The 26,883-nt window shown below is 73.2% G+C and carries 21 protein-coding genes and 2 pseudogenes; 12 read left to right on the top strand and 11 right to left on the bottom strand.

Annotation, left to right across the window (positions count from 1 at the left end; translation table 11 throughout):
• Positions 1-28 precede the first annotated feature (28 nt).
• A pseudogene (locus tag ACFY30_RS27860) lies at positions 29-1,430 on the bottom strand (PP2C family protein-serine/threonine phosphatase); the annotation flags it as partial.
• Between the two features lie 209 nt (positions 1,431-1,639).
• Here ACFY30_RS27860 and ACFY30_RS27855 point away from each other — a divergent pair.
• Positions 1,640-2,299 (top strand): hypothetical protein, encoded by a 660-nt coding sequence (locus tag ACFY30_RS27855; protein ID WP_390847883.1) that lies wholly within the window; start codon positions 1,640-1,642, stop codon positions 2,297-2,299.
• 181 nt (positions 2,300-2,480) lie between these two features.
• Positions 2,481-4,655 (top strand): SpoIIE family protein phosphatase, encoded by a 2,175-nt coding sequence (locus ACFY30_RS27850; protein WP_390847882.1) that lies wholly within the window; start codon positions 2,481-2,483, stop codon positions 4,653-4,655.
• Positions 4,656-4,759: 104 nt separating this feature from the next.
• On the opposite strand, the gene ACFY30_RS27845 is transcribed toward ACFY30_RS27850, so the two are convergent.
• Complete coding sequence (locus ACFY30_RS27845) at positions 4,760-5,044, bottom strand: DUF3500 domain-containing protein (RefSeq protein ID WP_390847881.1); 285 nt, start codon at positions 5,042-5,044, stop codon at positions 4,760-4,762.
• Between the two features lie 172 nt (positions 5,045-5,216).
• On the opposite strand from ACFY30_RS27845, the gene ACFY30_RS27840 reads away from it, so the two are divergent.
• The 5 genes and pseudogenes from ACFY30_RS27840 to ACFY30_RS27820 all read left to right on the top strand — a co-directional run bounded on the left by ACFY30_RS27840 (position 5,217) and on the right by ACFY30_RS27820 (position 9,956).
• Positions 5,217-5,963, top strand: coding sequence for a VOC family protein (locus ACFY30_RS27840; RefSeq protein ID WP_390847880.1), 747 nt, complete (start codon positions 5,217-5,219; stop codon positions 5,961-5,963).
• A gap of 218 nt (positions 5,964-6,181) precedes the next feature.
• A pseudogene (locus tag ACFY30_RS27835) lies at positions 6,182-6,649 on the top strand (hypothetical protein); the annotation flags it as partial.
• Between the two features lie 131 nt (positions 6,650-6,780).
• Positions 6,781-7,455 carry a vitamin K epoxide reductase family protein gene (locus ACFY30_RS27830; RefSeq protein ID WP_390847879.1) on the top strand — a complete coding sequence of 225 codons (675 nt, stop codon included), beginning with the start codon at positions 6,781-6,783 and terminating at the stop codon, positions 7,453-7,455.
• 212 nt (positions 7,456-7,667) lie between these two features.
• Positions 7,668-9,377 (top strand): cytochrome c oxidase subunit I, encoded by a 1,710-nt coding sequence (gene ctaD, locus ACFY30_RS27825; RefSeq protein WP_390847878.1) that lies wholly within the window; start codon positions 7,668-7,670, stop codon positions 9,375-9,377.
• 3 nt (positions 9,378-9,380) lie between these two features.
• On the top strand, positions 9,381-9,956 hold the full coding sequence (locus ACFY30_RS27820; protein ID WP_390847877.1) for a hypothetical protein: 576 nt from the start codon (positions 9,381-9,383) through the stop codon (positions 9,954-9,956).
• Positions 9,957-10,816: 860 nt separating this feature from the next.
• Here the strand turns inward: ACFY30_RS27820 and ACFY30_RS27815 are convergent.
• A complete protein-coding gene (locus ACFY30_RS27815; RefSeq protein ID WP_390847876.1) occupies positions 10,817-12,655 on the bottom strand; it encodes a protein kinase in 1,839 nt (612 codons plus the stop codon).
• Positions 12,656-12,922: 267 nt separating this feature from the next.
• Positions 12,923-13,516 carry a TetR/AcrR family transcriptional regulator gene (locus ACFY30_RS27810; protein ID WP_390847875.1) on the bottom strand — a complete coding sequence of 198 codons (594 nt, stop codon included), beginning with the start codon at positions 13,514-13,516 and terminating at the stop codon, positions 12,923-12,925.
• 149 nt (positions 13,517-13,665) lie between these two features.
• Here ACFY30_RS27810 and ACFY30_RS27805 point away from each other — a divergent pair, with 149 nt between their 5' ends.
• Together ACFY30_RS27805 and ACFY30_RS27800 are read left to right on the top strand one after the other, a co-directional pair.
• Positions 13,666-14,679 (top strand): patatin-like phospholipase family protein, encoded by a 1,014-nt coding sequence (locus ACFY30_RS27805; protein ID WP_390847874.1) that lies wholly within the window; start codon positions 13,666-13,668, stop codon positions 14,677-14,679.
• 1 nt (position 14,680) lies between these two features.
• On the top strand, positions 14,681-16,168 hold the full coding sequence (locus tag ACFY30_RS27800; RefSeq protein WP_390847873.1) for a flavin-containing monooxygenase: 1,488 nt from the start codon (positions 14,681-14,683) through the stop codon (positions 16,166-16,168).
• 12 nt (positions 16,169-16,180) lie between these two features.
• Here ACFY30_RS27800 and ACFY30_RS27795 read toward each other — a convergent pair whose 3' ends face one another.
• Together ACFY30_RS27795 and ACFY30_RS27790 are read right to left on the bottom strand one after the other, a co-directional pair.
• Complete coding sequence (locus ACFY30_RS27795) at positions 16,181-17,536, bottom strand: phospholipase (protein WP_390847912.1); 1,356 nt, start codon at positions 17,534-17,536, stop codon at positions 16,181-16,183.
• A gap of 138 nt (positions 17,537-17,674) precedes the next feature.
• On the bottom strand, positions 17,675-18,040 hold the full coding sequence (locus tag ACFY30_RS27790) for a DUF4232 domain-containing protein (protein ID WP_390847872.1): 366 nt from the start codon (positions 18,038-18,040) through the stop codon (positions 17,675-17,677).
• Between ACFY30_RS27790 and ACFY30_RS27785 the strand changes: the two genes are divergently transcribed.
• From ACFY30_RS27785 to ACFY30_RS27775, 3 genes are all read left to right on the top strand, one after another.
• Positions 18,030-18,389 carry a hypothetical protein gene (locus tag ACFY30_RS27785; RefSeq protein ID WP_390847870.1) on the top strand — a complete coding sequence of 120 codons (360 nt, stop codon included), beginning with the start codon at positions 18,030-18,032 and terminating at the stop codon, positions 18,387-18,389. The two genes, ACFY30_RS27790 and ACFY30_RS27785, sit on opposite strands and share 11 nt — an antisense overlap.
• Positions 18,390-18,515: 126 nt before the next feature.
• Positions 18,516-20,327: an alkaline phosphatase D family protein gene (locus tag ACFY30_RS27780; RefSeq protein ID WP_390847869.1), complete on the top strand. Its 1,812-nt coding sequence runs from the start codon at positions 18,516-18,518 to the stop codon at positions 20,325-20,327.
• A 74-nt stretch (positions 20,328-20,401) separates the two neighbouring features.
• A complete protein-coding gene (locus ACFY30_RS27775; RefSeq protein ID WP_390847868.1) occupies positions 20,402-22,000 on the top strand; it encodes an FG-GAP repeat domain-containing protein in 1,599 nt (532 codons plus the stop codon).
• A gap of 49 nt (positions 22,001-22,049) precedes the next feature.
• On the opposite strand, the gene ACFY30_RS27770 is transcribed toward ACFY30_RS27775, so the two are convergent.
• From ACFY30_RS27770 to ACFY30_RS27750, 5 genes are all read right to left on the bottom strand, one after another.
• Positions 22,050-22,931 (bottom strand): SDR family oxidoreductase, encoded by an 882-nt coding sequence (locus ACFY30_RS27770; RefSeq protein WP_390847867.1) that lies wholly within the window; start codon positions 22,929-22,931, stop codon positions 22,050-22,052.
• Positions 22,932-22,958: 27 nt separating this feature from the next.
• Positions 22,959-24,590, bottom strand: coding sequence for a phytoene desaturase family protein (locus tag ACFY30_RS27765; RefSeq protein WP_390847866.1), 1,632 nt, complete (start codon positions 24,588-24,590; stop codon positions 22,959-22,961).
• Positions 24,583-25,083, bottom strand: a complete 501-nt coding sequence (locus tag ACFY30_RS27760) for an SRPBCC family protein (RefSeq protein WP_390847865.1) — start codon at positions 25,081-25,083, stop codon at positions 24,583-24,585. The genes ACFY30_RS27765 and ACFY30_RS27760 overlap by 8 nt, the downstream gene beginning before the upstream one ends.
• Positions 25,084-25,176: 93 nt before the next feature.
• Positions 25,177-25,494: a hypothetical protein gene (locus ACFY30_RS27755; RefSeq protein WP_390847864.1), complete on the bottom strand. Its 318-nt coding sequence runs from the start codon at positions 25,492-25,494 to the stop codon at positions 25,177-25,179.
• A gap of 172 nt (positions 25,495-25,666) precedes the next feature.
• Positions 25,667-26,821, bottom strand: coding sequence for a sulfite oxidase (locus ACFY30_RS27750; protein ID WP_390847863.1), 1,155 nt, complete (start codon positions 26,819-26,821; stop codon positions 25,667-25,669).
• Positions 26,822-26,883: the final 62 nt, after the last annotated feature.

Genomic DNA, 26,883 nt, shown 5'->3' with positions numbered 1-26,883 from the left:
GGGGGTGAGGGACCGCAAGGTGACGTGCTCACTCGCGTCGGATGAGCAGCAGGGCGATGTCGTCGCTGCGCGGCGGGCGTGGCGGACGAGCGTGTCGGCGAGGGCGTTCATGGTCGGGGCGTCGCTCCGGGCGAGGGCGCCGGCGAGCCGGTCGATGGCGTCGCCGATGTCGGAGCCCGGGGCCTCGACGAGTCCGTCGGTGTACAGGACCAGCACCGAGCCGGACGGCAACGGGATCTCCAGGGACGGGTAGTGGGCGCCGGGATCGATGCCGAGGAGGGGGCCGGGTGGCACGGCGAGGATCTCGGTGCGGCCGTCGGGGTGGCGCAGCAGCGGGGGCGGATGCCCGGCACTGGCGAGGAGGGCGCGGTGCGCCGCCAGGTCGAGGTGGGCGTAGAGGCAGCCGGTGAAGAGGCCGGGGTCCAGGTCGGTGAGGAGGCGGTTGGTGCGGGTGAGGACTTCGCCCGGGGGCGCTCCGGCGGTGGCGTGGACGGCGGTGCGGACCTGCCCCATGAGGGCGGCGGCGTTGACGTTGTGCCCCTGGACGTCGCCGATGGCCGCGGCGGCCGTGGTGGGGTCGAGGCGGATGAGGTCGTAGAAGTCGCCGCCGATGTCCATGCCGCGGGTCGCGGGCAGGTATCGGGCGGCCACGTCCAGGCCCGGGACGTCGGGCAGGGTGTGGGGCAGCAGACCGGCCTGGAGGTTGTGGACCAGCCGGTGCTTGGTGTCGTAGAGCAGGGCGCGGTCGAGGGCCTGGGCGATCAGCCCGGCGGTGGAGGTGAGGACGGCCCGCTCCTCCGGAGCGAAGGGATGTGCCTTTCGTAGGCCAGGACCAGGGAGCCGACCGGACGTCCGGAGGTGATCAGGGGCAGGAAGGCCCATGAGGCCATGCCGTCCTGGAGCTCGGCGGGCGGATAGGCGCGCTTGAGCTCGGCGAAGGTGGCGAAGAACCCCGGGACGCCCGTGGCAAGGGCGCGCACGGCGGGTGTGCCGGACGTGAGCGGGGCGGCGTCGAAGCGGTTCATGAGCTCGGCGGTGTAACCGCGGTAGCCGATGATCCGCAGCCGGCCCTCCTGAGCGGTCATCAGGACCACCGGCCGGGCGCCGAAGGCGGGCAGCACCTGGTCGGCGACCTGGTCGACCACGTCCCGGACGCCGATGGCCTCGGTCAGCGTGGCCGTCAGGTGCATCAGGGGGTACAGCGCGACGGCCCGCCCCGTGGTGGCGGGAGACGCCGAATGCGGCGGGGGAGGGTTCACCACCGGAGCGTGGGTGTGGGCGGAGGGGGTGGGAGTGATGTGCACGCTGACACCGGAGGTGTCCGGGTCGAGGCGGAAGGACAGCCACCGGTCCGGTGGGCGCAGGGCGGTGAACGACGTGGGCTCCCGGCTGAGCACGGCCGCCCGGTAACTGTCCTCCGCCACCGGGTCGTACGCGCGCAGCGCCACCCGGCCCTCGATGCGCCTCCCGGTCACGAGAGGCCATCCGCCCTTCCCGCCAGCCCCGCGAGCGCGGCGACGACGCCTTTTCCTCCGGCGCCTGTGACAGGGCTGTGACCGTCGGTGTGACGCCGGTCACGGCTGGCCGGCCGGGGTCCCACCAAGATCATCGAATGCGGAGAAACCTGTTACCCGACCGTATGACCGGACGCCCGGTGATGGCCGTCCTGGCGGCCGCCGGCGTCCTCGCGGGCGTCCTCGTCGGCTGGCCGGGCCTCGACACCGTCAACGGATGCGGGGTCCCGGTCGATCGTCACCCGTCCGCGTCGGCGCGGGACTGGGTACGGTACGCCGATGTCGTGGTCGTCGGCCGGGCCGTGCGGGAACGGGAGAGCGGGCGCGAGGAACTGTCGGTCGGGGCCTACCGCTACGCGCTGGAGCGGACCGTGCAACTGGACGTGCGGGCCACGCCGTTCCGTTCCCGCACCCGCTCCCACCCCGCCGTCGGGTCCGCCGTCGACTACATCGCGCCGGGCTGGAAGGTGCTCCGCTCCGACGGCACGACCCGCGTCCCGCAGCTGACCGGCGACGCCCCGCGCGTCGTACCGGGCCACACCTACGTCCTCGCTCTGCGCTGGGAGCAGGAGCGGTGGGTCGCCCTCGGGGAGGGGGCCGTGGTGCCGTTCGACGGACAGACGGTGGGCCGGGGCGAGTGGTGCGGGCAGATCCTGGACACCGACGGCTTCGCACAGGGTGAGCGGACCGGCCGCGAGGACGACCACAGCCTGGAGAAGACGCTCCTCGGCCAGGGGCTGCCGGCCCTCGAGCGGGCACTTGCGGCGGCGGCTCGCGAGCACTGAGCCGCGACGTGCCCCGCACCACCGCCACCGGCCGTGGCGGCCGCCGGAGCATGCGGAGGGCGCGCCCGCCGACGCGCGGCCGCGGCGCCGGCCCGTTCACGGGGGACCCGGGCCGTGAGCCCTGGGGACGCGCCGTCCGCCGGAGCATGCCGAGGGCTCCTTATCGGCGTAGCGTCCCCCTATGAGCGAGGTTGGGGACGTCGGCCGGAGACCTGCCGCGCCCGGTGGGAAGCAGCCGGCCGCCACGGGCGGCGCCGCTGCCCACGTCGAGGAACTGGACGCCGTCTTCGCCGAGACGGTACGCCGGACCGGCGCGTCGGTCGGTGCCCTGTACCTGGTGTCGCCGGACCGGCAGGTGCTGTGCCTGGAGGCGCTGTGCGGGGCGCCGGCCGAGTTCGCCGCGCCGTGGGTGAGGGTGTCCGCCGCCGCTCCGGCGCCGGTGGCCGACGCCTTCCGGGAGGAACGCATCGTCTGGGTGGGCAGCCAGGGGGAGATGGCCCACTCGTACCCGCGGACCGCGATCGCGCTGCCCTACGCCCTGATGCTGGCTGCCGCGCCGCTCACCGGCGTCCGCCGGTGGGGGGCGCTGCTGCTCATGTGGCCGGCCACCCGTCCGCCGTACATGACCGGACGCGAGCGCGGGCACATCTCGGCCCGCTGCCGGCGCCTGGCCCGGCTGGTGGAGGAAGCCGTCGAGCACGGCTGGTCCCCGGCCTGCGGCGATCTGCCCCGCGTCGTGCCCACCGGCGCCGGGCAGCGGGCCGAGAGCCCCGCGATGGCCGTGGCCGACTTCGCCGAGCGCCTCCCCGGCGGAAGCTGCGCCCTGGACCTGGACGGCCACTTCACCTACGTCAGCGACGGAGCCCGCGAACTCCTGGGCCGGGAGGCCGGCCAGTTGCTGGGCACCCTGCCGTGGCAGTCGCTGCGCTGGCTCGACGACCCCACGTACGAGGACCGCTACCGCGCCGCGGTGATCAGCCGTGAGCCGGTCTCCTTCACCGCCTGCCGCCCGCCGGACCGGTGGCTGGACATCCACCTCTACCCGGACGCCAGCGGCATCAGCGTCCGGATCGTCCCCAGCGGTGCCCAGCCCCCGCCGTCGCCCGCGCCCCGCCGACCCGCGCGCACCGGCGACCCGGCCCACGCCGGCCGGCTCTACCAGCTCACGCATCTGGCCGCCGCGCTCACCGAGGTCGTCGGCGTCCAGGACGTCATCGACCTGGTCGCCGACCAGATCATGCCGGCCTTCGGCGCCCAGGGCCTGGTCCTGTCGACCGCCGAAGCGGGCCGGCTGCGGATCACCGGATACCGCGGCTACACCCCCGAGGCCGTCGAACGTCTCGACGGGCTCCCCCTGGACACCGGCCTCACCCCCGCAGGCCGCGCCCTCGCCAACGGCATCCCCGCCTTCTTCTCCGACCCGCAGGAGATGCGGCGCATCTACCCCGAGGCCCCGCAGATGAGCGGCAAACAGGCCTGGGCCTTCCTGCCCCTGATCATCTCCGGCCGGCCCGTGGGCATCTGCGTGCTGTCCTACGACCGTCCCCACACGTTCCCGGCCGAGGAACGCGCCGTCATGACCTCACTCGCCGGCCTCGTCGCCCAGGCCCTCGACCGGGCCCGCCTGTACGACACCAAGCACGAACTCGCCCACGGCCTCCAGCAGGCGCTGCTCCCGCGCACCCTCCCCACGATCAGCGGACTGCGCGTCGCCGCCCGCTATCTGCCCGCCACCCGGGGCATGGACATCGGCGGGGACTTCTACGACGTGATCCGGCTCGGCGAGACCGCCGCCGCGGCCGTCATCGGGGACGTCCAGGGCCACAACGTCGCCGCCGCCGCCCTGATGGGACAGGTGCGGACCGGTGTCCACGCGCACGCGGCCCTCGGCACACCCCCGGACGAGGTGCTGTCCCGGACCAACCGGCTGCTCATCGATCTCGCCCCCGACCTGTTCACCAGCTGCCTCTACGCCCATCTCGACCTCGCCGGCGGGCGGGCGACGCTGGCCAGCGCGGGACACCCACCGCCCCTCGTGCGCATCCCCGGCCACGGCACCCGGCCCGTCGGCATCCAGCCCGGACCGCTCCTGGGCATCGAGCCCGGCGCCGACTTCCCCGTGACCGAACTCCCGCTCACCCCCGGGCTGATGCTCGCCTTCTACACCGACGGCCTCATCGAGTCGCCGGGGACCGACCTCGACGACTCCATCGACGACCTGGCGCGGCATCTGGCCCGTGCCGACGACCGGGACCTGGACGCGCTCGTCGACACCCTGCTGAGCGCGACCGGCATGGCGGGGCAGCGCATGGACGACATCGCCCTGCTGGTCCTGCACTGCGCGGCGCCCGGGTGACCGGCGGCTGCCGGCAACGCGCAGGGCACACGGCGCGGACACGGCGGGGACTTGGCGGGGACGCGCCGGTACCGGGCCGGGATGACGGGGCCCCGACCCGGTGGTCATGCGGTCCGTGTCACCGGTGGTGCGGCGACGTCAGGTAGTGCCGACGCAGGGGTTCCTTCCCGTAGTCGTTGCCGTTCGGGGTGCGGATGACGCAGTGGACGTGCTGCTGCGTGGCGCCGGGCGCCGGCGAGCGGTCCCGGGGCCTGGCAGTCGACCTCGACCCATACGACGGGGCTGTGGACGCGGACGTAGAAGGCGTCGTCGTCGCCGGTGCCGCCGGCCCGGGTGACGTAGGTGTCGTCGAGGTGCTTGCGGACCTCGGCCAGCTTCACCTTCGCCACGTCCGCCTTGGCGCGGCCGGTGAACGCCTGGACGATGCCCAGGGACCATCGGCATACGCGATCCGTACGCGTTCAGTACGGGAAAGGCGCGCTTCACGACGACGGGCAGCAGGGCACCAGCCGCATGGACGCCGTCGCCGACAGTCCCCCCGCCCCACCTAGGATCGCCGGCATGGCACTGCGACCGGTTCATGTGAACATCAAGGCTCTCGACCCCGCGGCGGTCGGCCGGTTCTGGGCGGAGGCGCTCGGCTGGACCGCCTACAGCCCCGGCGTGACCACCTACGTCGGACCCGGCGGCGGCCTCGTCTGGCCGGACCCGGTCGCCCTCGGCATCGACGTCGTTCCCGTCCCGGAACCCAGGACGGCGACGAAGAACCGGGTGCACCTCGATCTCGCCACCACCTCCGCGGCCCATCAGAGGGAGTTGGTCGCGCGCCTTCGGTCCCTCGGTGCGACGCCCGCCCACGTGGGTCAGGGCGACGTGCCGTGGACGGTCCTCGCCGACCCGGAGGGCAACGAGTTCTGCGTCCTGGAGCCCCGGAAGACGTACCGGGACACCGGGCCGATCGCCGTGGTGGTGGTCGACTGCGCGGATCCGCGGGCGATGGCCCGGTTCTGGGGTGAGGCGACCGACTGGACCCTGCACGAGGTGACCGACGACCACGCGGTGTTGCGCTCCGCCAAGGGTGCCGGCCCGTATCTGGAGTTCCTCCGCACGCCCGGCGTGAAGACCGTGCACGTGCCGGACCGCCTCCACCTCGACCTGCTGCCGTACCCCGGTGACGACAAGGCGGCGGAGGTGGCCCGGCTGCGCGCCCTCGGCGCCGGCGACCTCGACCTCGGTCAGGGCGACGTCCCGTGGACATGCCTGACCGACCCGGAGGGGCACGAGTTCTGCGTGCTCGCCCCGTCCTGACCCGGAGCCTCCGCCCCTGCGGCACGCGAGCCTTCGTCACCCCGGTGAGGACGCTCAGGCGCGAGCGGTCAATGTGCCGAGTGTTCCGGGTCAGGGCCGTTCGACTCTAGTCACGCCTTCCACGCCCTGACTTCACTGATCGCGAGGTCCCGAGCCTGGCGCAGGGATCCGGACGGAAGAGCGCCGTGACGGCGTCGTACGGCGGGAAGGAGTGGCAGATGATCGCGGTGGTGGGCCACGCCGATGTGACTTCACAGACCCTGGGGCTGCTGGAGGCCGAGCTGGGGGCGTTGCTGGAGCGTGAGCCCGACGGGGAGCCGGGAGTGGTGCGCGCCGGTGGCGGCGTCGCGCCGGCGTTCGCACGGGCGGTGCGGCAGGCGGGCCGGGACCTGGTCGTGGTGATCCCCACCCTCGGCATGGTGCCCGCGCTGCTGCCGGAGCGGGACCGGGTGCCGACCGGGGAACTGCTGCTGCTCGCCCGGCAGGTGCGTCTGCTGACGTACGACCCGGGCGACCGCGACGCCTGCGTCGGCGCGGACGAGGAGATCGTCGCCGGATGCCGGCGTCTGGTGGCCGTCTGGGACGGCTCGCCCTCCAACGGCCGGGACGCCACCGCCCATCTCGTGGCCTACGCCCGCTCCCGCGGTGTCCCGGTGGAGGTGCTCTGGCCGCTGGGCGCCGGCCGCACGGGCCTGCGGGTCGCGGCACGCCCGGACGACGACCGCCGACCGCCCGGCGACGCTCCTCGGCGGACGGATCTCCCGGCCGCCGTGGGCACGCCGGGCACCCGTGGCGTCCGTGAGGCGGGGGCGGCCCGATGACCGGCGTGAGTGGCATCACGAGTGTGCGGGGGCTCGACACCGCGGGCACCCGGGGACACGGGCCGGCCCGGGAGATCCCGGTGTCGGGCGCGACCGGGGGCTCCCGCGCCCTCGCCTGGCTGCTGATCGTCACCGGGGCCCTCGGCGTCCTCGCCTCGTTCGTGATCACCGTCGACAAGTTCGAACTCCTCCGGAACCCGGCCTTCGTCCCCTCGTGCAACCTCAGCCCGGTGCTGTCCTGCTCGAACGTGATGCGCAGCGACCAGGCGTCCGTGCTCGGCTTTCCCAACCCCCTGCTGGGCCTGGCCGCCTATCCGGTCGTGGCGTTCGTCGGATTCGCGCTGCTGGCCGGTGCCCGCTTCCGCCGCTGGTTCTGGCTCGGCCTGAACCTGGGCACGTTGCTCGGCGTGGGCTTCTGCATGTGGCTGATGACCCAGGCGCTCTACGAGATCGGTGCGCTGTGCCTGTGGTGCTGCCTCGCCTGGGCGTCCACCATCGCCATGTTCTGGTACATCACCGTGCACAACCTCCGGCACGGCGTCATCCGGGCTCCCCGAGGGGTGGTCGCGGGCGTGCGGGAGTTCCACTGGGTGGTGCCGGTCACCTGGTGTCTGAGCATCGTGATGCTGATCGGGACGCGGTTCTGGGCGTACTGGCAGACGCTGCTGTGACCCTCCGGGCGGCGCCGGCCTCCTGAACGGCGAGAAGAGTGGGCCGTTGGGCCCAGGGTGCCGGCCCGCATGGGGCCGTTCGACCCTATCGGGCCCTCGTACCCCTGCGGCGATCATGAGGCGGCGGCCGGGAAGAGCCGGCTCGCGGTCCCGTACCCATGGCTCTTCCCGGTCCGATCACGACATGGGCACCCAGCAGAGGACGCGATCAGGTGGACGAGGCACGGACGGAACAGGTGGAGAGCGCGCGGCCGAGCGCCGTGGTCTCCGTCGCCGGCACGGCGGTGGAGGGAGGCGGGCGGGACGGCCGGGCGCCGCACCGGCCCTCCTGGGTGGAGTGGCTGACGACCACCGACCACAAGAAGATCGGCACGATGTACCTGGTGTCCGCCTTCGTGTTCTTCGTGGTCGGTGGTGTCCTGGCGCTGCTGATGCGCGCGGAACTCGCCCGGCCCGGACTGCAGGTCATGTCCAACGAGCAGTTCAACCAGGCGTTCACGATGCACGGCTCGATCATGCTGCTGATGTTCGCGATGCCGCTGTTCACCGGCTTCGCCAACTGGATCATGCCGCTGCAGATAGGCGCCCCGGACGTCGCGTTCCCGCGGCTGAACATGCTCGCCTTCTGGCTCTTCCTGTTCGGTTCGTCGATCGCGGCCTTCGGCTTCCTCACCCCGGGCGGGGCCGCGTCCTTCGGCTGGTTCCTCTATGCGCCGCTGTCGGACTCCGTGCACTCGCCGGGCCTCGGCGCCGACCTGTGGATCATGGGTGTGGCGCTGTCCGGCTTCGGCTCCATCGCCGGCGCGGTCAATTTCATCACCACGATCATCTGCATGCGCGCTCCCGGTATGACCATGTTCCGGATGCCGATCTTCACCTGGAACGTGCTGCTGACCGGTGTGCTGATCCTGATCGTGTTCCCGGTCCTCGCGGCGGCGCTGTTCGCGCTGGAGTGCGACCGCAAGTTCGGCAGCCATGTCTTCGACTCCGCGAACGGCGGGGCCCTGCTGTGGCAGCACCTCTTCTGGTTCTTCGGCCACCCAGAGGTCTACATCCTGGCCCTGCCGTTCTTCGGGATCGTCTCCGAGGTGATCCCCGTCTTCAGCCGTAAGCCGATGTTCGGCTACATGGGGCTGATCGGCGCGACGATCGCGATCGCGGGCCTCTCGGTGACCGTGTGGGCGCACCACATGTACGTCACCGGCGGTGTGCTCCTGCCGTTCTTCTCCTTCATGACGTTCCTCATCGCCGTCCCGACCGGCGTGAAGTTCTTCAACTGGATCGGCACGATGTGGAAGGGCAGCCTCTCCTTCGAGACACCGATGCTGTGGACCACGGGCTTCCTCATCACGTTCGTCTTCGGCGGCCTCACCGGAGTCATCCTGGCCTCGCCGCCGATGGACTTCCACCTCTCGGACTCGTACTTCGTCGTGGCCCACTTCCACTACACGGTCTTCGGCACGGTCGTGTACGCGATGTTCGCCGGCTTCCACTTCTGGTGGCCGAAGTTCACCGGCAAGATGCTCGACGAGCGCCTCGGCAAGATCACGTTCTGGACGCTCACGGTGGGCTTCCACCTGACCTTCCTGGTCCAGCACTGGCTCGGCGCCGAAGGCATGCCCCGCCGCTACGCCGACTATCTCGCCGCCGACGGCTTCACCGCCCTCAACTCCCTGTCCACGATCGGCGCGTTCCTGCTCGGCCTGTCGATCCTGCCGTTCTTCTACAACGTCTGGAAGACCGCGAAGTACGGCGAGCCCGTGGGCACGGACGACCCGTGGGGCTACGGCCGCTCCCTGGAGTGGGCCACCTCCTGCCCGCCGCCCCGCCACAACTTCACCAGCCTGCCCCGCATCCGCAGCGAGTCGCCGGCCTTCGACCTGCGTCATCCGGAGATCGCCGCGCTCGAGGCGGAGGTCTAGGCCGTGATCCAGCCCGTGGTCGCGGTGGGCACCGCGATGCTGACCGTGTCCGGTTGCGTCTGGTATCTGCCGGCGCTGGCCGATCTGCGGGCCGGCGCCGACCGGCCCGACTCCCGCCGCACGGCGGCGGCCGCCTGCCTGAGCGGCTGGAGCACGGCCGGGATCATCACCCTGCTGCTCCTCGTCGTGGAGGCATGGTGGCTGCCCGTCGCCGCGGCCGTCGCCGGAGCCGGCGTCACGGTCGGCCTCCGGGCCAGGGCGGTCGTCCAGCGACGGCGTGAGGCACGACAGGCCGCACGCGACTGGGCGGAACTGCGCACCGGCCCGTACCCGCCCGGCCCCGACCGGGCCAGGAACGTCGTCGCGCTCCTCCTCGCCTTCGGCCTCCTCACGGCCGCGGCCATGGCGACCGTCGGACTGGCCACGGGCGGGGCGCAGGACCCGGACTGGGTGTCGGCAGCCGTTGCTCCGGCCGGCGTCATGGGCCTGTTCATCGCCCTCGCACTCCTCTACCCGCGCGGCCGGCGCACACCCGAGCAACACCGGGGCGAGTTCGGCTCGAAGCCGACGCGGGGGTAGGCACGGCGACCCCCGCGACGGTGACCTGCGCGGGGGCACGGGTCAGCGCTCCGCACGGACGGGGACTACCAACCGGCTGTGCGGCCCCGTCGGGCGGGCGGCCTCGTCGGCTCGGCCTCGTCGGCTCGGCCTCGTCGGGCGTGCGGCCCCCCTCGGGCGTGCGGCCCCCCTCGGGCGTGCGGCCCCGTCGGGCGTGCGGCCGCCTCGACTGTGCGACCCGATCGGCCGTGCGGCTCTTCTCGGCCGAGCGGCCTCGTCGGGGCGTGCGACCCCTGTTCGCCGAGCGGACTTTTGTCGGCGGTGTGGCCCCGTCGGCCAACCATCGGCAAGTGGCCCCATCGGCCGTAGGGCCCTCATCGGCGGTGGGGCCTCGTCAAGGTGTGCGGCCCCATTGGTCGTGCGGCCACCTATCGGCCGTGTGGCCCGACGGGGGTGGGGGCCCCACCGGTCGTGCGGCCCCATGTGCCGAGTGGCCTCCATTGGCCGTGCGGCCACCTATCGGCCCGCCGCCGCCCACCGAATGGGCCCCGTTGGCCGTGTGGCTCACCGGCCGGCGTAGCCCTCACCGGCCGCGCGCCCCCATGTGCGGAGTGGCCTTTATCGGCCGTGCGGCCCTGTCTGCCGACGGCATTCATCCGGGGTGGGGCCGCATGGGAAGCATGCGGCCCCCCATGCCGAGCGGCTCAGCGCTTCATCAGGCGGGTGGCCCCATCTGCCGCGGCCTTCATCGGCCGTGAGGCCCCGTCGGGTGGGCGGTTCTCCTCAGGCCTGTGGCCTCGGGGCCATGTAGCCCTCGTCGGGGCTGTGGCCCTCCGGGGTGCGGGCCCCGTCGGTGCGGCCCCCTACCGAAGGTGCGCGCCCTACTCGGCTGTGACGAACCGGAGGCGGCGGCGGCCCCGGGGTGGGGTGTTTCTGCGGGCGCGGATCTCCTGCACGACGGCGGCGACGACGACCACGCCCCAGGCGATCGAGAAGACGCCGGTCTGGCCGTCCGGGTCGAAGGCCAGCCAGCCGACCCCCAGCCCGGCCGTGGTCAGGCCGGCGGCGGCCGCGAGGGGCGACGGGCGTCGGCGGCTCAGCGCGCGGAGCAGGCAGAGCGCGCCGAGGGCGAGCAGCGGGGTGGCCAGGATCTCGATGTTGTCGTGCGCGGTGTAGTCGTAGTCGACCCCGACCTCGGCCTGGGCGGGGGAGTAACTCCCGCTGTAGTCCTGCTCGAAGAGCCTGGAGCCGGAGGAGTCGGGCTGCAGCTCGTAGTAGTCGCCGTACGCGGAGTCGTAGTAGTACAGGGTGGAGAAGTCGGACTCCGACACGTAGTCGTAGTCGTAGTCCGAGTCGCCGACCGCGCCGCCCACCGTGACGCTCGCCATGACCAGGGCCCCGGCCCCCCACCACAGGCAGGCCGAGGTGAGGGGGAGCCAGCGGAACAGGGCGAGCCCGAGCACGGCGGTCGCCACCCACACGCCGATGAACGCGTCGCTGGAGTCCTCGTACAGATCCTGGTAGCCGACGGCGACGACGCCGGAGACCACCAGGCCCAGCAGGGCGACGATCCTCCCGGTGGGGAGCGTGAACCGCCGCCGACCGGGCGGGGCTTCGCTGCCCGGCGACGCGGTGGCGGCCGGCGTCCCGCCGCCGTCCGCCGTACCGGACCCGGCCGCGCCGACCCCCTCACCCGGTGGCGGCGTGGCGGGCCTGGGCGGTGTCAGCGCGGTACGGGTCTCCTGATGGGCCAGCGCCGTCTGCCCGTGACCCGCCGTGGCCCCGGCGGACGCACGGGCGGGCGGCACGGCCGGCACCGGAGGCGTCGGCGGCGTCGGCGGCGCGGCCGGGGTGGCGGCGGCCGACCGGGCCGGCACGGGCGCCGGGGCGCTCAGCGCGAGGAGGGTCTCCGTCAGAGCCTCCCGCATCTCCGCCGCGCCGGCCTGCCGCTGCTCACGGTCCTTGGCCAGGGCCCGCAGCACCAGGGCGTCCACCGCCGCCGGGATCTGCGGGCGCAGCCGGGACGGCGCGACCGGCTCCTGGCTGATGTGCTGGTGCATCACCGCGAAGGGGGAGTCGCCGACGAACGGAGGGCGGCCGGTCAGCAGTTCGTACAGCAGACAGCCCGTGGAGTACTGGTCGGAGCGGCCGTCCACCGGCTGCCCCGTGAGCTGCTCGGGGGAGAGGTAGGCGGGGGTGCCCACCGTCATTCCGGTGGCGGTGAGTCGGGTGGTGGTCTCCGCGACGACCTTGGCGATCCCGAAGTCCAGGACCTTGATGCCGCCCTCGGACGTCAGCATGACGTTGGAGGGTTTGATGTCGCGGTGGATGAGGCCCCGGCCGTGGCTGTGGGCGAGCGCGTCGGCGATGTCCCGGCCGATCGCCAGGGCCCGTTCGACCGTGAACGGGCCGTCGGCCAGCACATCGGTCAGGGTGCGCCCCTCGATGAACTCCATGACCAGGAACGGCGTCGTCTCGCCGTCCGTGGAGTCCTCGCCGACGTCGTGCAGCACGGCGACGTTGCGGTGGTTGAGCGAGGCGACGACGCGTGCCTCCCGGCGGAACCGGACACGGAACTCCTCGTGCCGGGTCAGTTCCGGGGGCAGCAGCTTCACCGCCACCGTGCGGCCCAGCTCCCGGTCCGTGGCGCGCCAGACCTCCCCCATTCCACCGCGCCCGACCGCCTCGACCAGTTCGTATCTCTCCGCGAGCACCCGCATGGTTCTGCCCCCCTGGTGGCATGGGGCAGCCCGAACACGACCCGACTGCCCGAGATGTGCGAAACACGGCAGCCGACGGGGCGGGCACATCGTGGACTCCCCGGTGCCGGTGCGCCCTCCGCTCAGCCGCGCGCGCCCACGATACTGGCGAAAATCGGCGCACGGGATATTCCATGCTTAACCGTACAAATGTGCGCCTATTGCGCGCATCGCGTTCGCGGCGGCAGCGAGGGCCCCGGGAGAAAACGGATGCTCGACGGAAGGCGTCTACCGGCTCAGGCGCAGGACGAGCCGCAGTGTGTCCGTCAGCACGGCCGTGGGCACGGCCGGGTCGGCGACCCGCTGGACACCGAGGCCGATGCCCAGGCTGAGCAGGGTCATCGCGGCCTGTTCGGCCGGCATGGCCAGGGAGGCGCCCAGTTCGCCGGCCAGCGCTTCGAGGAGCTGGGCCAGCGCCTCGCGGATCGCGGTGACGCGCGCCGTGATCTCCCCGCGGAGCTCGGCGTCATGACGTGCGCCGATGAGGAACTCGACCTCGAGCAGGGTCCAGGTCTCGTCGCCGATGTGCGCCTCGCCCCACGCGGCGAAGGCCGCCAGGCGGTCGTCGGCCCCCGCGTCGCGCAGGACCGCGTCCGTCAGCAGGGCGAGCTGCTCGGTACGGATGGCGTCGAGGACGGCCAGGCACAGATGGCCCTTGCTGCGGAAGTTGGAGTAGACGGCGCCCTTGGAGTAGCCGGCCCGCTCCGCGACGTCGCTGAGCGAGGTCACGCCGTAGCCGTCGCGCAGAAAGAGCTCCCGCGCGGTGGCGACCAGTTGCTCGCGCGTACGTTCCTGGCTCTCGACGCGGCTGAGGCGGGCCATGTCTCGCTCCCTCTCCCGTCCCGCGCGGTGTTCTGTCTCCCGGCGGCTCCCGAATCCCTCGGATCCTAACGCCGGAACGGTCTGTCCACGGCATTCGGATACCGCTAGTATCCGGATCTCGTCGGTATCCCGAATGGGCGGAGAACCCAGTGACCGCAACGGGCACACGCACGACTCCTTCCCGGGGACTGGTCCTCGGCTGCGGCGGAACGCTCGGCGCCGCCTGGACGACCGGAGCCCTGCACTCACTCCAGCGGGCCCTGCGGTGGGATCCGCGCCATGCCGAGGTGCTGGTCGGCACCTCGGCGGGCGCCGAACTGGCCGCGCTGCTCGGCGCCGGTGTCGGCGTGGAGGACCTCCTGGCCGCGCAGCTCGCCCGGGAGGGGGCCCGAGCGGACCTGGCCGGTCACTTCGCCGCCCCGCCCCGCGCGCTCCCGCCGCGGCCCGCACTCTTCCCCGGATCCCCGCGACTGGCGCGCCACGCGCTGGGACGTACGGTTCCCCTGGTCGCGGGCCTGTCCGGCCTGCTGCCCCAAGGGCGTGGCGACGCCGCCCGGCTGGCCGCCCTCGCCGACCTCCTGGCACCGGCCGGCGGCTGGGTCCCGCACCCCGCGACATGGCTGGTGGCCACCGACTTCGACACGGGCCGGCGTACGGTCTTCGGGCACCCCGACACCCCGCCGGCCGCCCTGCGCGACGCCCTGCGCGCGTCCTGGGCGGTCCCGGGCTGGTTCCCGCCGGTACGCATCGACGGCCGCCGCTACGCCGACGGCGGCATCCTGTCCACCGCCTCCGCCGACCTCCTCGTGCCCCGGGGCCTCGACGAGGTGTACGTCGTCGCCCCGATGAGCTCGGTCGCTCCGGGCCCGCGCAGAGGACTCGGCCGGGCCGAGGCGCTGTTGCGGCGGGCCATGACCCGGACCCTCGACGCGGAGTGCGACGCCCTGCGGGCCACGGGCACCCGCGTCGTCCGGATCGAACCCACCGCCGCCGACCTGGAGGTGACGGGCGGCAACCTCATGGACCCCCGGCGCCGTCCGGCCGTGCTGGAGACCGCTCTGCGCACCACCCGCGCGACCGTCCGGGACCTCCTCCGCCCGGCGGTCGCCCCCGCCGGGGACCCACGCCCCGTACGCCGACCCGACGCTCGGACAGGAGCCTGACATGCCGCGTACCGACCCCGCCGCGGCGGCCACCCGCCGGCCGCACGCCGTCGAAGCACTGGTCGTCGGCAGCGGCCTGTCCGGCATCGGGGCGGCCATCGGGCTGCGCCGGACCGGCGTGCACGACCTCGTCGTCCTGGAGAAGGCGGACGACCTGGGCGGCACCTGGCGGGACAACACCTACCCGGGGTGCGCCTGCGACGTCCCCTCCGCCCTGTACTCCTACTCCTTCGCACCCAACGCGGAATGGACGCGTGCCTTCGCCGGCCAGGCCGAGATCCGTTCCTATCTCCGCGACACCGCGGCCCGGTACGGCATCACGCCCCTCATCCGCTTCGGCACCGAGGTGATCCGTGCGCAGTGGGACCCCCGAACCGCGCGCTGGCACGTCGAGACGAACCGCGCCGACTACACGGCACGCTTCCTGATCGCGGCGGCGGGGCCCTGGCACGAACCGCTGCTCCCCGACATCCCGGGCCTGGCGGATTTCCCCGGCACGGTCTTCCACTCCTCCCGCTGGCGCCACGACCACGAACTCACCGGCGCACGCGTCGCCGTCGTCGGCAGCGGAGCGTCCGCCGTGCAGTTCGTGCCCGCCATCCAGCCGCGCGTCGCCCGGCTGCATCTGTTCCAGCGCACCGCCCAGTGGGTGCTGCCCAAGCCCGACCACCACGTGCCGCGTGCCGAACGCCTGCTGATGCGGCGCTTCCCCGCGGCCCAACGGGCCCTGCGGAACGCGGAGTACGGAGCCCTGGAAGCCCTGGGCGTGGGCTTCCGCCACCCCTCCCTGCTGCGCGCGGTGCAGAAGGTGGGCGCCCTCCACCTCCGGGCCGCCGTCAAGGACCCGGACCTGCGCCGTGCCCTGACGCCCGACTACACCCTGGGCTGCAAACGGCTGCTGCTGTCGAACACCTACTATCCGGCGCTGACCCGGCCGAACGTCACCCTCCACCCCACCGCCGTGCGGGCCGTCGACGGCCACCGCGTCATCGGCGCCGACGGCAGCACGGCCGACGTGGACACCATCATCCTGGGCACCGGTTTCCACATCCTCGACATGCCCATCGCGCAGCGCGTGTTCGACGCCGGCGGCGCGAGCCTGGACGACCACTGGAAGGGCAGCCCCGACGCCTATCTGGGCACCACCGTCAGCGGGTTCCCCAACGCGTTCCTCCTGTTGGGACCCCACCTAGGAACGGGCCATTCCTCCGCGTACACGATCCTCGAAGCCCAGCTGGACTACCTGACCCGGGCGGTACGCCGCATCCGCTCGGCGGGCTGGACGAGCATCGACGTGCGCTCCGAGGTCCAGGAGGCCTTCAGCGCGGAAGTGCGACAGGCGCTGCCGTCCACCGTCTACAACTCCGGCGGGTGTTCGAGCTACTACCTCGACGGCAACGGCCTGAACAGCTTCAGCTGGCCCTGGTCGACGGGCCGGCTGCGCCGCCGGCTGGCCCGCTTCGATCCCGAGGCGTACGAGATCACATAGGGCGGCTCCCGTTCACTGGCCGGCGGCGAGGACGTAGGTGTTGAGGGTGCCGACCGTCTCGAGCGGCGTGGGGGAGCCCAGGTCGTAGCGGTCCACAGCGAGGAAGTTGGGCTTCTTGCGGGCGGCGGACGTGCAGAAGTTCTGGGCGCGGTTGAGGAGTTTGCCGTTGTCCGTGGCGGCGGTGGAGCCGATCGTGTAGTCCCTGAAGTGGTTCATCACGAACAGCGGGTGGAAGGCGGCCGAGTCCACGGTCAGCGGGCGGCCGGTGCCCCAGCGGCTGTAGCAGGACCAGTCGGAGGTCCCGATCCCGCCGCCCATGGACCAGTAGTTCTCCACGGTCCACTCGCGCTGGTACATCACGCCGAAGGTGTCCCGGGTGACCCAGCCGTTCGCGGTGTCACCGGCACGCGTCCGATCGCTGAAGATCAGCAACTGCTTGCCGCGTGCCGCGAGGTCGGCCATGGCCGGCCAGCCCTCGGTCGCCACGCCCTCCTGGTCGGGCCGGTACAGCACGTCGTACAGTCCCTTCACCGAGGCCAGGGAGGACTTCAGCACGTCGGAGGAGGCGTAGTCCTCGAGGAACAGGGTGACGAACTGGCCGGAGTGGGCCTTGAGGAAGTCGACGACGCGCTGCAGGTCGGTGGCGAGCGGGACGGGGTTGCTCACGCCGTCGCAGCTGTTGTGGCAGAGCACGGCCTGTCCGGAGACGGTGTAGTCGTCCAGCATGAAGCCGCGCACGCCGTCACCGAGCTGTCGGCTGATGCCGCGGTTCTGGTTGGGGAACAGACTGACCGGGAACGAGGCGAAGTTGCCGTCGGCGCCGTTGGCGAAGGCGTTGTGCGCGGTGAGGAAGGTGACCTGGTCGAGGGTGCGTGTGTCGGCGGAGGGGATCGGGGTGGCCGCGTACGCCACCGGTGTGAGGTACCAGCGGGCGAGGTCGCCGGCGGAACCCAGCTGTACGGCGCCGGAGTCGGCGGAGGACCCGGTGAGGTACTGCGAGGTGCCGGGGACGCCTACGGTGTAGGTGCCGTCCGTGCCGGCGGTGATCGTCCAGACGGTGCCCTCCGCCCCGCAGGGGAGGGTCACCGCGGAGGTGCCGCTGCGGCCGAGGCAGGTGCCGGCCTCGTCGGTGTTCCGCAGCTGGTGGCCGCCGTCGACCGCGACCGGGGTCCACTGCTGGTGGTCCTCGTCGCCCTTCGGGTTGTGCGCGGCGACCGTGCCGCCGCTGTCGGCCGCGTTCAGGCCGGTCGTGCGGTTCTGCAGGTAGACCGGGTGGGCGGGGACGGCGGCCGACGCCGGGCCGGCGGACAGGACGGGCAGGGTCAGGGCGAGCGCGGCGGTACCGCACAGGGCGCGCAGGGGACGCAGATGCACGCGGCTTTCCTTTCGCTCCGGCACTCCGGGATGGCAGAGGCATGACATATCGGAAGGAGGGGGTGCCGCGCCAGACTCCGCGTCCGAACTCGCGTGGAAAGAAGCAACTTTGACGAATCGTCAACGGCCCGGCTATGAGGCCGTGAACGCGTTCAGCCGTACGCCGGTGTCGCAGATGCGCACCGCTTCCGCCTTCCCCCCGGCGGCCGTGAACGCTCGCGTGAGGGGCCGGGACTCGCCGGGCGGGACGATGTCCAGGCCGGTGACCGCGTCGCATTCGTCGAGGCTGGTGAAGGTGAGGGCGGCGGTGGCGGAATCGCCGGGGGAGAGGGTGGACTTCGCGGCGTCGCCGACCGACCCGGCCCAGTCCACCGGCAGTTCCACCCGGCCGGACTCGCCGACGAAGAGAAGCGAGGGGAAGCCCCGCACCGTGCAGGGTCCGTCCCCCTTGTTCGTGATCACGACCGAGGCCCGGCCCGGACCGGTGGTGCGTGCCACGGCCGTCAGGTTCTTCGTACGGCAGTGGTCGGCGGCGGCGCTGGGGAGGGAATCGGCTCCGAAGAGCACCCCGGGGGGCGGCGAGGACGCGCCGTCACCACCGCGCGACCCGCCCGACGACGACCCGCCGGTCGAGGCCCCGCCGGCCGACGACCCGCCCCCGGCTTCCGTGCTCGACGAGCCGGAGCCGGAACCGCTGCCCGGTGCCCCTTCCGCGCCCGACGACGAGGAGGCGCCCGACGGCGAGGAGGAGCCCGGCGACGCGCACCCGGCCGCGCCGGCCAGGAGCAGCACCGTGGCGGCGGAGATCAGTGGTCGGCGCATGGCTCCTGCTGCTGGTTCGAACTGATTGACGGACCCGGTGACGTACACGTGAGGATATTGCATAGAATCCACGGCGATCACGTTCACCGGCGCTGCTCAGCGCACCGCCTTTGGGGGGAAAGGCACGCGTGTGCAACCGAGCGACAACGACATGAGCACCCACGGCATGCGCCGCAGGCGGTTCCTGGGCGCCGGGGGAGCCGTGACGCTGGGAGCGGCGGGAGCGCTGGCGGCCGGACAGCTGCTGTCGGGAGACGCCTCGGCCTCCGTGGGCGGGGCGACCGCCACGGCCGGCGCCGGTACGTCGGTGAGCGGCACGGTCTTCAAACTGGGCGTCGCCTCCGGCGACCCGCTGCCCACCGCGGTGGTGCTGTGGACCCGGGTGGTGCCCGCACAGCAGGGCAGTTCCGGCATCCTGGCCCCCACCGTCGCGGTGACCTGGCAGCTCGCCTCGGACAGCGGTTTCACCACGATCGTCAAGAGCGGTACGGCCACGGCGAGCAGCAGCCTCGGCTACAGCGTCCACGTGGACGTCACGGGCCTGACCCCGGCCACCGACTACTGGTACCGGTTCACGGCGCTCGGCCGCACCTCCGTCACCGGCCGGACCCGCACCGCCCCGGCCGCCGGCACCACCCCCGAGAACCTGCGGATCGCCCTCGCCTCGTGCCAGAACTGGCAGCACGGGTACTTCACCGCCTACCGGGACATGCGCGAACAGCAGCCGGACCTGGTGCTGTTCGTCGGCGACTACATCTACGAGAGCTCCGCCTACTCCTACCGCGTACGCCGCCACGAGGGTTCGGGTGCGCCCGTCACGCTCGCCCAGTACCGTGCCCGGCACGAGCAGTACAACACCGACCCGGACCTCCAGGCGATGCGTGCCGCCGCACCCTTCGTGGTCGTCTTCGACGACCACGAGGTGGAGCAGGACTGGGCCGGTGACGTGGCGAACGACCCCGTCGCGTGGCCCGCCGACAAGTTCCGCGCCCGCCGGGCGGCCGCGTTCCAGGCGTTCTACGAGCACATGCCGATCCGGGTCGCGCAGAAGCCGGCCGGCCCGGACGTCCTGATGTACCGCGCACTCGACTTCGGCAGCCTGGCCCGGCTGCACGTCCTGGACACCCGCCAGTACCGCGACGACCAGGCGGCCACGGCAGCCGAGGCCTCCGAGACCGGCCGCGTCATCATGGGCGACACCCAGCGGGACTGGCTGCTGGACAGCATGCGCGGCTCCGGCGCGCGGTGGAACCTGGTCGCCTCGCAGGTGATGATGGCCGAGACCGACTACCTCGCCGACGTGGGCAAGGAGTGGTCGTACGACGCCTGGGACGGTTACCAGACCGAACGCGCGGCCCTGCTCGCCGAGTTCCAGGGCATCCGCAATCCCGTCGTGCTGTCCGGCGACCGGCACCGCACCATCGTCAGCGACCTCAAGCTGGACTACGCCGACGCGGACTCCGCCGTCGTCGGCGCGGAGTTCGTCGGCACCTCCATCTCCAGCAACGGCGACGAGGACCTGACGGCCTTCGCCGCCGAGTGGCAGCCCAAACTGGCGGACAACCCGCACTGGAAGATCATCGACGCCCGGCGCGGCTACCTGCTCCTGGACATCGCCCCGGACCGCATCGACGCCCGACTGCGGACGATCTCCACCGTGCTGACCCGGAACGGGACGACCGCCACCGCCGCGACCTTCCGGGTGGAGGACGGCGTGCCGGGCGTCTACCAGGTCGGCGTGGAACCCCAGTCCTCGGCCGGCGCCGGCACGGACACGCAGGATCCCGCGGACCCCTCCGCCACGGCCACTCCGGCGGAGACGGCCACCCCTGCGGACACGGCCGCGACGACAGATGCGGCGGACCCGACGCAGCCCGCCACGACCGAACCTGCGACGGCGGCCGATGCCCCCGCCCCCGCCCAGTCCGCGGCCGACGCCTCCACCGCCGTCCCCACCCCCTGACCTCCCCGGGAGAGAACGTGTTCACCACCCGACCCCGGCGGCGCGACGGAAGCCACGGACACCGGCGGCACCACGTGACGAGGACCGCCGCGCTGACCGGTGTGGTGGCGGTGCTCGCGGCGGGCGCCTTCGTGCTGCTGCCCTCCGACGCGGACGCCACCGCCCCCGCGCGCGGCGACTTCGACGCGGACGGCACATCCGATCTGGTGTACCGCAACGTGGCGGGCCAGTTGTACGTCCACACCGGCGCGGCCGAGACCATGGTCCTCGACTCGGACGTCGCCAAGGTCAAGGACGTCCTGACCCCCGGGGACCTCGACTCGGACGGCGTCCAGGACGTGCTGACCCTCAGCCCGACCGGCGTGCTGTTCTTCCACTCCGGTGTGTACGCCCGCACCCCCGGCGGCCTCGGCTCGTACCGTACCGTCGCGTCCGGCTGGCAGATCTACAACAAGATCGCCGCCCCGGGGGACATGAACGGCGACGGCAAGGCGGACCTGGTGGCCCGCACCCCGGCCGGCACGCTCTACTTCTACCCGGGCAAAGGCACCGGCGCCTTCGGCAGTCGCGTGACGATCAGCACCGGCTGGCAGCAGTACGACGAACTGATCGGCGCCGGCGACCTCAACGGCGACGGCGTCGGCGATCTCCTCGCCCGCACCCCGGCCGGCGTCCTCTACCGCTACCCGGGCAAGAAGGGCGGCACCTTCGGCACCCGGGTCAAGGACCCCAAGACCGACTGGGCGTCGTACAACCAGATCATCGGCGGCGGCGACTGGGACGGCAACGGCAGGACCGACCTGCTGGCCCGGGACTCCGCCGGCGCGCTCTGGTTCTACGCGGGCGACGGCAAGGGCACCTTCGGCACCCGGTCCGCCCGCAGCACGGGCTGGGGCAAGGCCACGCAGTTCGCGGGAGCCGGCAACAACCCGCACTTCGGCAAGTTCGGCGTCATGGCCCGAACGTCGGCCGGCAGCGTCTACAGCTACCAGGTCACCGGCACCGGCACGCTGACCGGCAAGCTCCTGGTCGGCGAGGCCTGGCCGTCCTCCACCACCCGCCTCGCCCACGCCTCCTCGCTGCGCCAGAACGGCCTCGCCGACCTCGTCGTGCAGTCCGTCAGCAGCGGCCGGTTGACCAACCCGGCGTTCTACGCCCTCTCGGACCCCGCACTCGCCACCGGTTCCACCTCCTACAACCGGGTCGTCGGCCCCGGGGACGTGACCGGTGACGGCAACGGAGACCTGCTGGCGGTGACCACCGCCGGCACGCTGTACCTCTACGCGGGCGACGGCTCCGGCACCAACGTCGCCGGACGCGTCAAGATCAGCACCGGCTGGGAGCGCTACAACACCCTCGTCGGCGCGGGCGACTTCACCGGCGACGGCCGCCCCGACCTGCTGGCCCGGGACACGGCCGGCGTCCTGTGGCGCTACGCGGGCACCGGCAGCGCGTCCGCCCCCTTCGCCGCCCGGGTGAAGGTCGGCACCGGCTGGCAGCAGTACAAGAAGGTGTTCTCGCCCGGCGACGCCAACGGCGACGGCAAGGCCGACCTGATGGCCACGAACTCCACCGGCGCCCTCTACTTCTACGCGGGCACCGGCACCGGCGGCTTCAAGTCCCGCGTCACCAAGGCCACCACCGGCTGGAGCGGCTGGGCCGACCTGCTGTGACCGCCCGGCGCGGCCCGCGGGCCCGGTCGGCCCGGCAGCGCGGCGCGTGTCACGGGCGCCGCTGGTGGGCGAGGTCGTCTGCTCGGCCGCCCGCCCCGAGCGAGCCGGTGGGGCGGAAGGACCCACCGGCCTCCAGGCGGGTCAGGACGCGCCGGGAGCGGCGCAGCACGAGAGGCGGCAGCGCGGTGCGGGAGAGCTGGGCGAGACGCAGCCAGGCCGGGGCGTACACGGCGGTGCGCCGGTGCTCCACGGCCCGGACGAGCCGTTGAGCGACGCTGTCCACCGGGTGGACGTGCCGGGCCGGCGGCGGCATGTGGGCGCGCAGTTCACGCAGAACGGCGTGGCGGTCGGCGTCGCGGATCATGTCGGTGGCGGTCCAGTTCAGGTAGGCGATGCCCACGGCCACCCCGTACGGGGCCACCTCGGCGCGCAAGGAGTGGGCGAAGGCCTCGGCACCGGCTTTCGAGGCGCAGTAGGCGCTCATCATCGGGGCGGCTCCGATCGCCGCGAGTGAGGCGACCTGGAGGTAGTAGCCCGCCGTCACGATCAGGTCGGGCAGGAACACGTGCGCGGTCAGCGCGCTTCCGGTGAGGTTGACGTCCACGACCCGCCGCCAGTCCGTCATGTCCGTGTCGGTGAACGGGCCGCCCTGCGCGATGCCGGCGTTCGCCACGACGGCGGACGGGGGGCCCAGCCGGCGGCGGACCAGCGTCGCCGCCCGTTCGAGGGCCGCCTCGTCGGTGATGTCGGCCTCGATGGCCAGGGCCGGGGTGGGCAGGGCGGCAGCCACCCTCTCCAGGCCCGCCTTCTCGTGGCCGATCAGCGCCAGGCGCGCGCCGCGGCGGGCGAGTTCGCGCGCCTGGGCCGCTCCCAGCCCACGGGCGGCTCCGGTCACCACGACGGTTCGGTCTTCGAGCGGACTGCCGTACACGGGCTGCTCCTTCGGCTGCCGGGGGCTTCAGCGGCCGTCCGGGCGTTGTGCCCCGGTGCGGTCGCGGCGGGTGAGGACGTGCTGCAGCCGGTGCAGACCGGGTGCCCGGTTGCGGCGCAGTGCCGCCCGCGCGGCGTTGGCGCCCGGGGCACCGTGGACGCCGCCGCCGGGATGGGCGCCGGCGGAGGCGAGGAAGAGCCCGCGCACGGGGGTCTCCGGACGCCCGGAGCCGGGCAGCGGGCGGAAGACCAGCTGCTGGTGGAGGGCGGTGGTACCGCCGTTGATCGCTCCGCCGTCCAGATTGCGGTCGAGCAGTTGCAGGGTGGGGGGAGCCAGGACGCGCCGGGCCCGGATCAGGGACCGGAAACCGGGAGCGAACCGCTCGACCTGGCGTTCGACCCGGTCGGCCATCACCTCCTGCTCCTTCGTGTTCCAGGCGCCGGTCAGCCCCTCGTCGCCGGCGTCGGAGGTGATCCGCCGCGGCACATGGGTGTAGGCCCACGCGGACTCGGTCCCGTGCGGTGAGCGGACCGGATCGGCGGTCGTCATCTGGCCGAACAGCGCGAACGGGCGGTCGGGCACCGCACCCGTCGCGATCTGGGCGGCGAACCGGGTGAGCTCGTCCAGCCCGTCGGCCAGATGGACGGTCCCGGCCTGGCGGGCCGCCTCCGCCTGCCAGGGCACTCGGGCGTCGAGCGCCCAGTCGACCTTGAAGGTCCCGAAGTCCCACTCGAACCGCTCCAGGTCCGCCAGCAGCTGCGCGGGCAGATGTTCCGCGCCGACGAGGGAGCCGTAGAGCGCGGGCACCGAGACGTCCGCCAGCACCGCACGCCGGGCGGCGACGCTGTCGCCGTCGGCCGTGCGCACGCCGACCGCCCGCCCGTCCCGGACCACGATCCGCTCGACCCGCCGCTCGCAGCGCACGACCCCACCCCGCGCCCGCAGACGCCGCACCAGCGCGTCGGTGAGGGCACCGGAGCCGCCGACCGGCACCGGAAACCCGTACGTCTGGCCGAGCATCGACATCAGCCAGCCGAATCCGCCGCTGCCCGCCGCCTCCGGGGCGAGATCGGCGTGCAGGGCGTTGCCGGCCAGCAACAGCCTGCCGCCCTCGCCCGTGAACTCCTCGGACCCCAGGCGCCGCACGGGCAGGACGAGGGTGCGCGCCATCCGCAGCCCACCCGCTCCCCGCAGCCGTACCGCGAGCCGAGCCGTGGCGCGCAGCGGGGGGAACGGCGTGAACAGCGCGTCCAGGATGTCGGCGCGCAACTGCTCCCACACGCCGTGCAGGCGCCTCCAGGCGTCCCCGTCCCCGGCCGCGAAGGCGTCGAGCGAGGCGGCGGTGGCGTCGATCCCGCGGTCGAGGACGGCGCATCTGCCGTCGGTCAGGGGGTGGGCCAGGACGCGCGGCGCATGGCTCCACCGCAGCCCGTGTGCTTCGAGCCCCAGGCCCCGCAGCACGGGGGAGGCGGCGGCCAGCGGGTAGAAGGAACTGAAGAGGTCGCTGACGAATGCGGGGTCCACCCCCCGGTCGTGCCGCACCGCACCACCGGGTTCGGACTGTTCCTCCAGGACCTCCACGCTCCAGCCGGCGTCCGCCAGGAGGTTCGCCGCGACCAGACCGTTGGGCCCGGCCCCGATCACCACCGCGTCAGGCATCGCCGCCTCCGGGCGCGCGTGCCCCGGCCGTCGCGTGCGGCCGGGGCGCCCCGGCGGCCTGTTCCTCGGCCTCGCAGACACGGGCGAGGCGGGCCAGCATCGCGCGGTGCCGCAGCTGGATCACGACCTCCACGCCCGCGCTGTGCAGCATGCCGCCGACGCCCTCCAGCGGGTGCTCGTCCACGATCGCCAGACAGTGCTCGCCCCACGAGCGCAGTTCCAGCGCGATCCGTGCCGTGCCGAGGACGCCCGCGTGGGCCTCCAGCTCCAGCACGGACGGCTCCACACAGCGCCGGACGACCGTCTCGTTCGTCAGCCGGACCGGGCCGAGCCGGACCTCGTAGGCGATCGTGGCGCCCACCTGCGGCCAGTCGCCCCGAGCGGGCTGCGACGCCGAGGTGCCGACCACCCACTCCGTGTAGCGGTCGCCGTCCGCCAGGACCTTCCACACCGTCCGGGGACTCGCCTTGATCAACTGATGCCGAACCGCCACGGGTACCTCCCGCACTCGTCGATGTTCATCGCCAAGTGCCCATATCGACAATCGCCAACCGGAAGGTGCCGTGACCCTGAGGCCGCGCGCCGGTCAGGCGGTGTGGTGCAGCCAGCGCCGCAGGACGGCGTTGACGCCGTCCGGCAGGGCGCTGAGCTGGTCGATGGCGTCACGGTCCTCGGGGCGCGGCGGGATTCCCGACGCGGTCAGGGCCGCGTGCAGTCCGATGCGGCGCTGGTCGCGCGGGCTGACGGCGAAGCAGAGGCGCTCGGCGGGGTTCGGCGGCGGCAGCGGCTGGTCGGCCTCCACTCGCGGGCCGGCCGGCTCCGGCCAGAGGACGTCGGGCGCCTCGACGGCATAGAAGTCGACGTAGGAGTGGGGCGCGCTGTGCTCGGCGGCGGTGGTGCTCACGTGGGTCTCCTCACCGGCTTGTCTGCGGTTCTGCGGGACATGAGGCGCGCAGGGCCCGCGCCGGTTGCGGTCGCGGCCGGACATCACACCGACGGCGTCATAGGAGGCTCATCCTCTGGTCCGACCACCGTCCCGGGCCGGCCGCGAGGCTCCTGCGTTGCGCAGGGGGCGCCTACCTGGCAGGGGGATCGGGGCAGAACACCGGCACCCGCTGGACGAGGTTGTTGGCGAACCCGCCCAGGTTCCAGGGCTGTTCCAGCGGCTGGGTGTTCCCCGCCCCGTCGTGGGCGCGGGCGCTCAGGACATGGGTGCCGGGGACCGCGGCCCAGGTGGCGGACCACCGGCGCCACGCCCATCGGTGCCCGTGATCCGGTTCCAGCCCGGCGCCGTACCACGTCAGGCCACCGTCCGTGCTCACCTCCACGGACGTCACCGGGGCACGTCCCGACCAGGCTCGTCCCTCCAGCCGGACCGGCCCCGGCGCCACCACCCGGGTCCGGGACATGAAGTCGGGGTAGCCCGGCGGGATCATCAGCGCCCTGGGAGCGACGCGGGTGACCGGCTCGCCCTCCTCCCCGGGCACCTGCCTGATCCGGTACGCCACGGACTGCTGGAAACCGGCGAAGGGCGTGTCGACGAGCGTGATGTCGCGCAGCCACTTCACCTGGGCCATGCCGTACCAGCCGGGCACCACGAGGCGCAGCGGGCTGCCGTGCTGGGGCGGCAGCGGCGCGCCGTTCATCGCGTAGGCCACCAGGACCTCGGGCTCGTCGCCCAGGGCGAGGTCGAGAGGGAGACCGCGCCGGTAGTCCTGCTCGACGCCGCGTTCCACGCCGTGGTCCGCCCCGGTGAACACGACGTCGACCGCGTCGTGTCCGACGCCCGCCTCGTCGAGGAGCAGCCGCAGGGGTACCCCGGTCCAGTCCGCCGTGCCGACGGCCTCGACCAGCCACGGCTGGCTCACCGGCCTCGGCGACAGCAGGGCCCTGCCGTTGCCCGCGCACTCCATCGTCATCCGCGTGGTGACGGCGGGGTAGGCGCGCAGTCGCGCCGGGGTGAAGCTGAGCGCGCGCCGTACGCGCCCGCTCACCGTCAGCCGCCAGGCGGCCGGCTGCGGCACGTGGGGGATGTCGTAGTGCGTCAGCACGTAGTGGAGGCCGGGCGGTGTGACGTCGTGGCGCATGGCCTCCAGCGGCAGGCCGTGGTTCCGCGTGGCCAGTGCCAGCTCGTCCAGCCCCAGACCGTCGCCGGACGCGGCGAGGTGGGAGGGAACACCGACGTCGGCGCGGTGGGAGGGAACACCGACGTCGGCCGGTCGACGCCTCATGCCCCCGATTGTCCGCTCCCGTCGCCGAGGGTGCATCGGCAGCCGTGGGCGGGGGATGTTAC

The organism is Streptomyces sp. NPDC000345, assembly GCF_042898825.1.
Lineage (GTDB): Bacteria > Actinomycetota > Actinomycetes > Streptomycetales > Streptomycetaceae > Streptomyces.
This window is presented reverse-complemented; position numbering and strand designations above follow the sequence as displayed.

Excerpts from the sequence above, each read along its gene's own strand:
- ACFY30_RS27800 (WP_390847873.1), top strand. The coding sequence starts at position 14,681 with ATGCCGCGTACCGACCCCGCCGCGGCGGCCACCCGCCGGCCGCACGCC.
- ACFY30_RS27850 (WP_390847882.1), top strand. The coding sequence starts at position 2,481 with ATGAGCGAGGTTGGGGACGTCGGCCGGAGACCTGCCGCGCCCGGTGGG.
- ACFY30_RS27855 (WP_390847883.1), top strand. The coding sequence starts at position 1,640 with ATGACCGGACGCCCGGTGATGGCCGTCCTGGCGGCCGCCGGCGTCCTC.
- ACFY30_RS27840 (WP_390847880.1), top strand. The coding sequence starts at position 5,217 with ATGGCACTGCGACCGGTTCATGTGAACATCAAGGCTCTCGACCCCGCG.
- ACFY30_RS27830 (WP_390847879.1), top strand. The coding sequence starts at position 6,781 with ATGACCGGCGTGAGTGGCATCACGAGTGTGCGGGGGCTCGACACCGCG.
- ACFY30_RS27815 (WP_390847876.1), bottom strand. The coding sequence starts at position 12,655 with ATGCGGGTGCTCGCGGAGAGATACGAACTGGTCGAGGCGGTCGGGCGC.
- ACFY30_RS27750 (WP_390847863.1), bottom strand. The coding sequence starts at position 26,821 with ATGAGGCGTCGACCGGCCGACGTCGGTGTTCCCTCCCACCGCGCCGAC.
- ACFY30_RS27810 (WP_390847875.1), bottom strand. The coding sequence starts at position 13,516 with ATGGCCCGCCTCAGCCGCGTCGAGAGCCAGGAACGTACGCGCGAGCAA.
- ACFY30_RS27765 (WP_390847866.1), bottom strand. The coding sequence starts at position 24,590 with ATGCCTGACGCGGTGGTGATCGGGGCCGGGCCCAACGGTCTGGTCGCG.
- ACFY30_RS27780 (WP_390847869.1), top strand. The coding sequence starts at position 18,516 with ATGAGCACCCACGGCATGCGCCGCAGGCGGTTCCTGGGCGCCGGGGGA.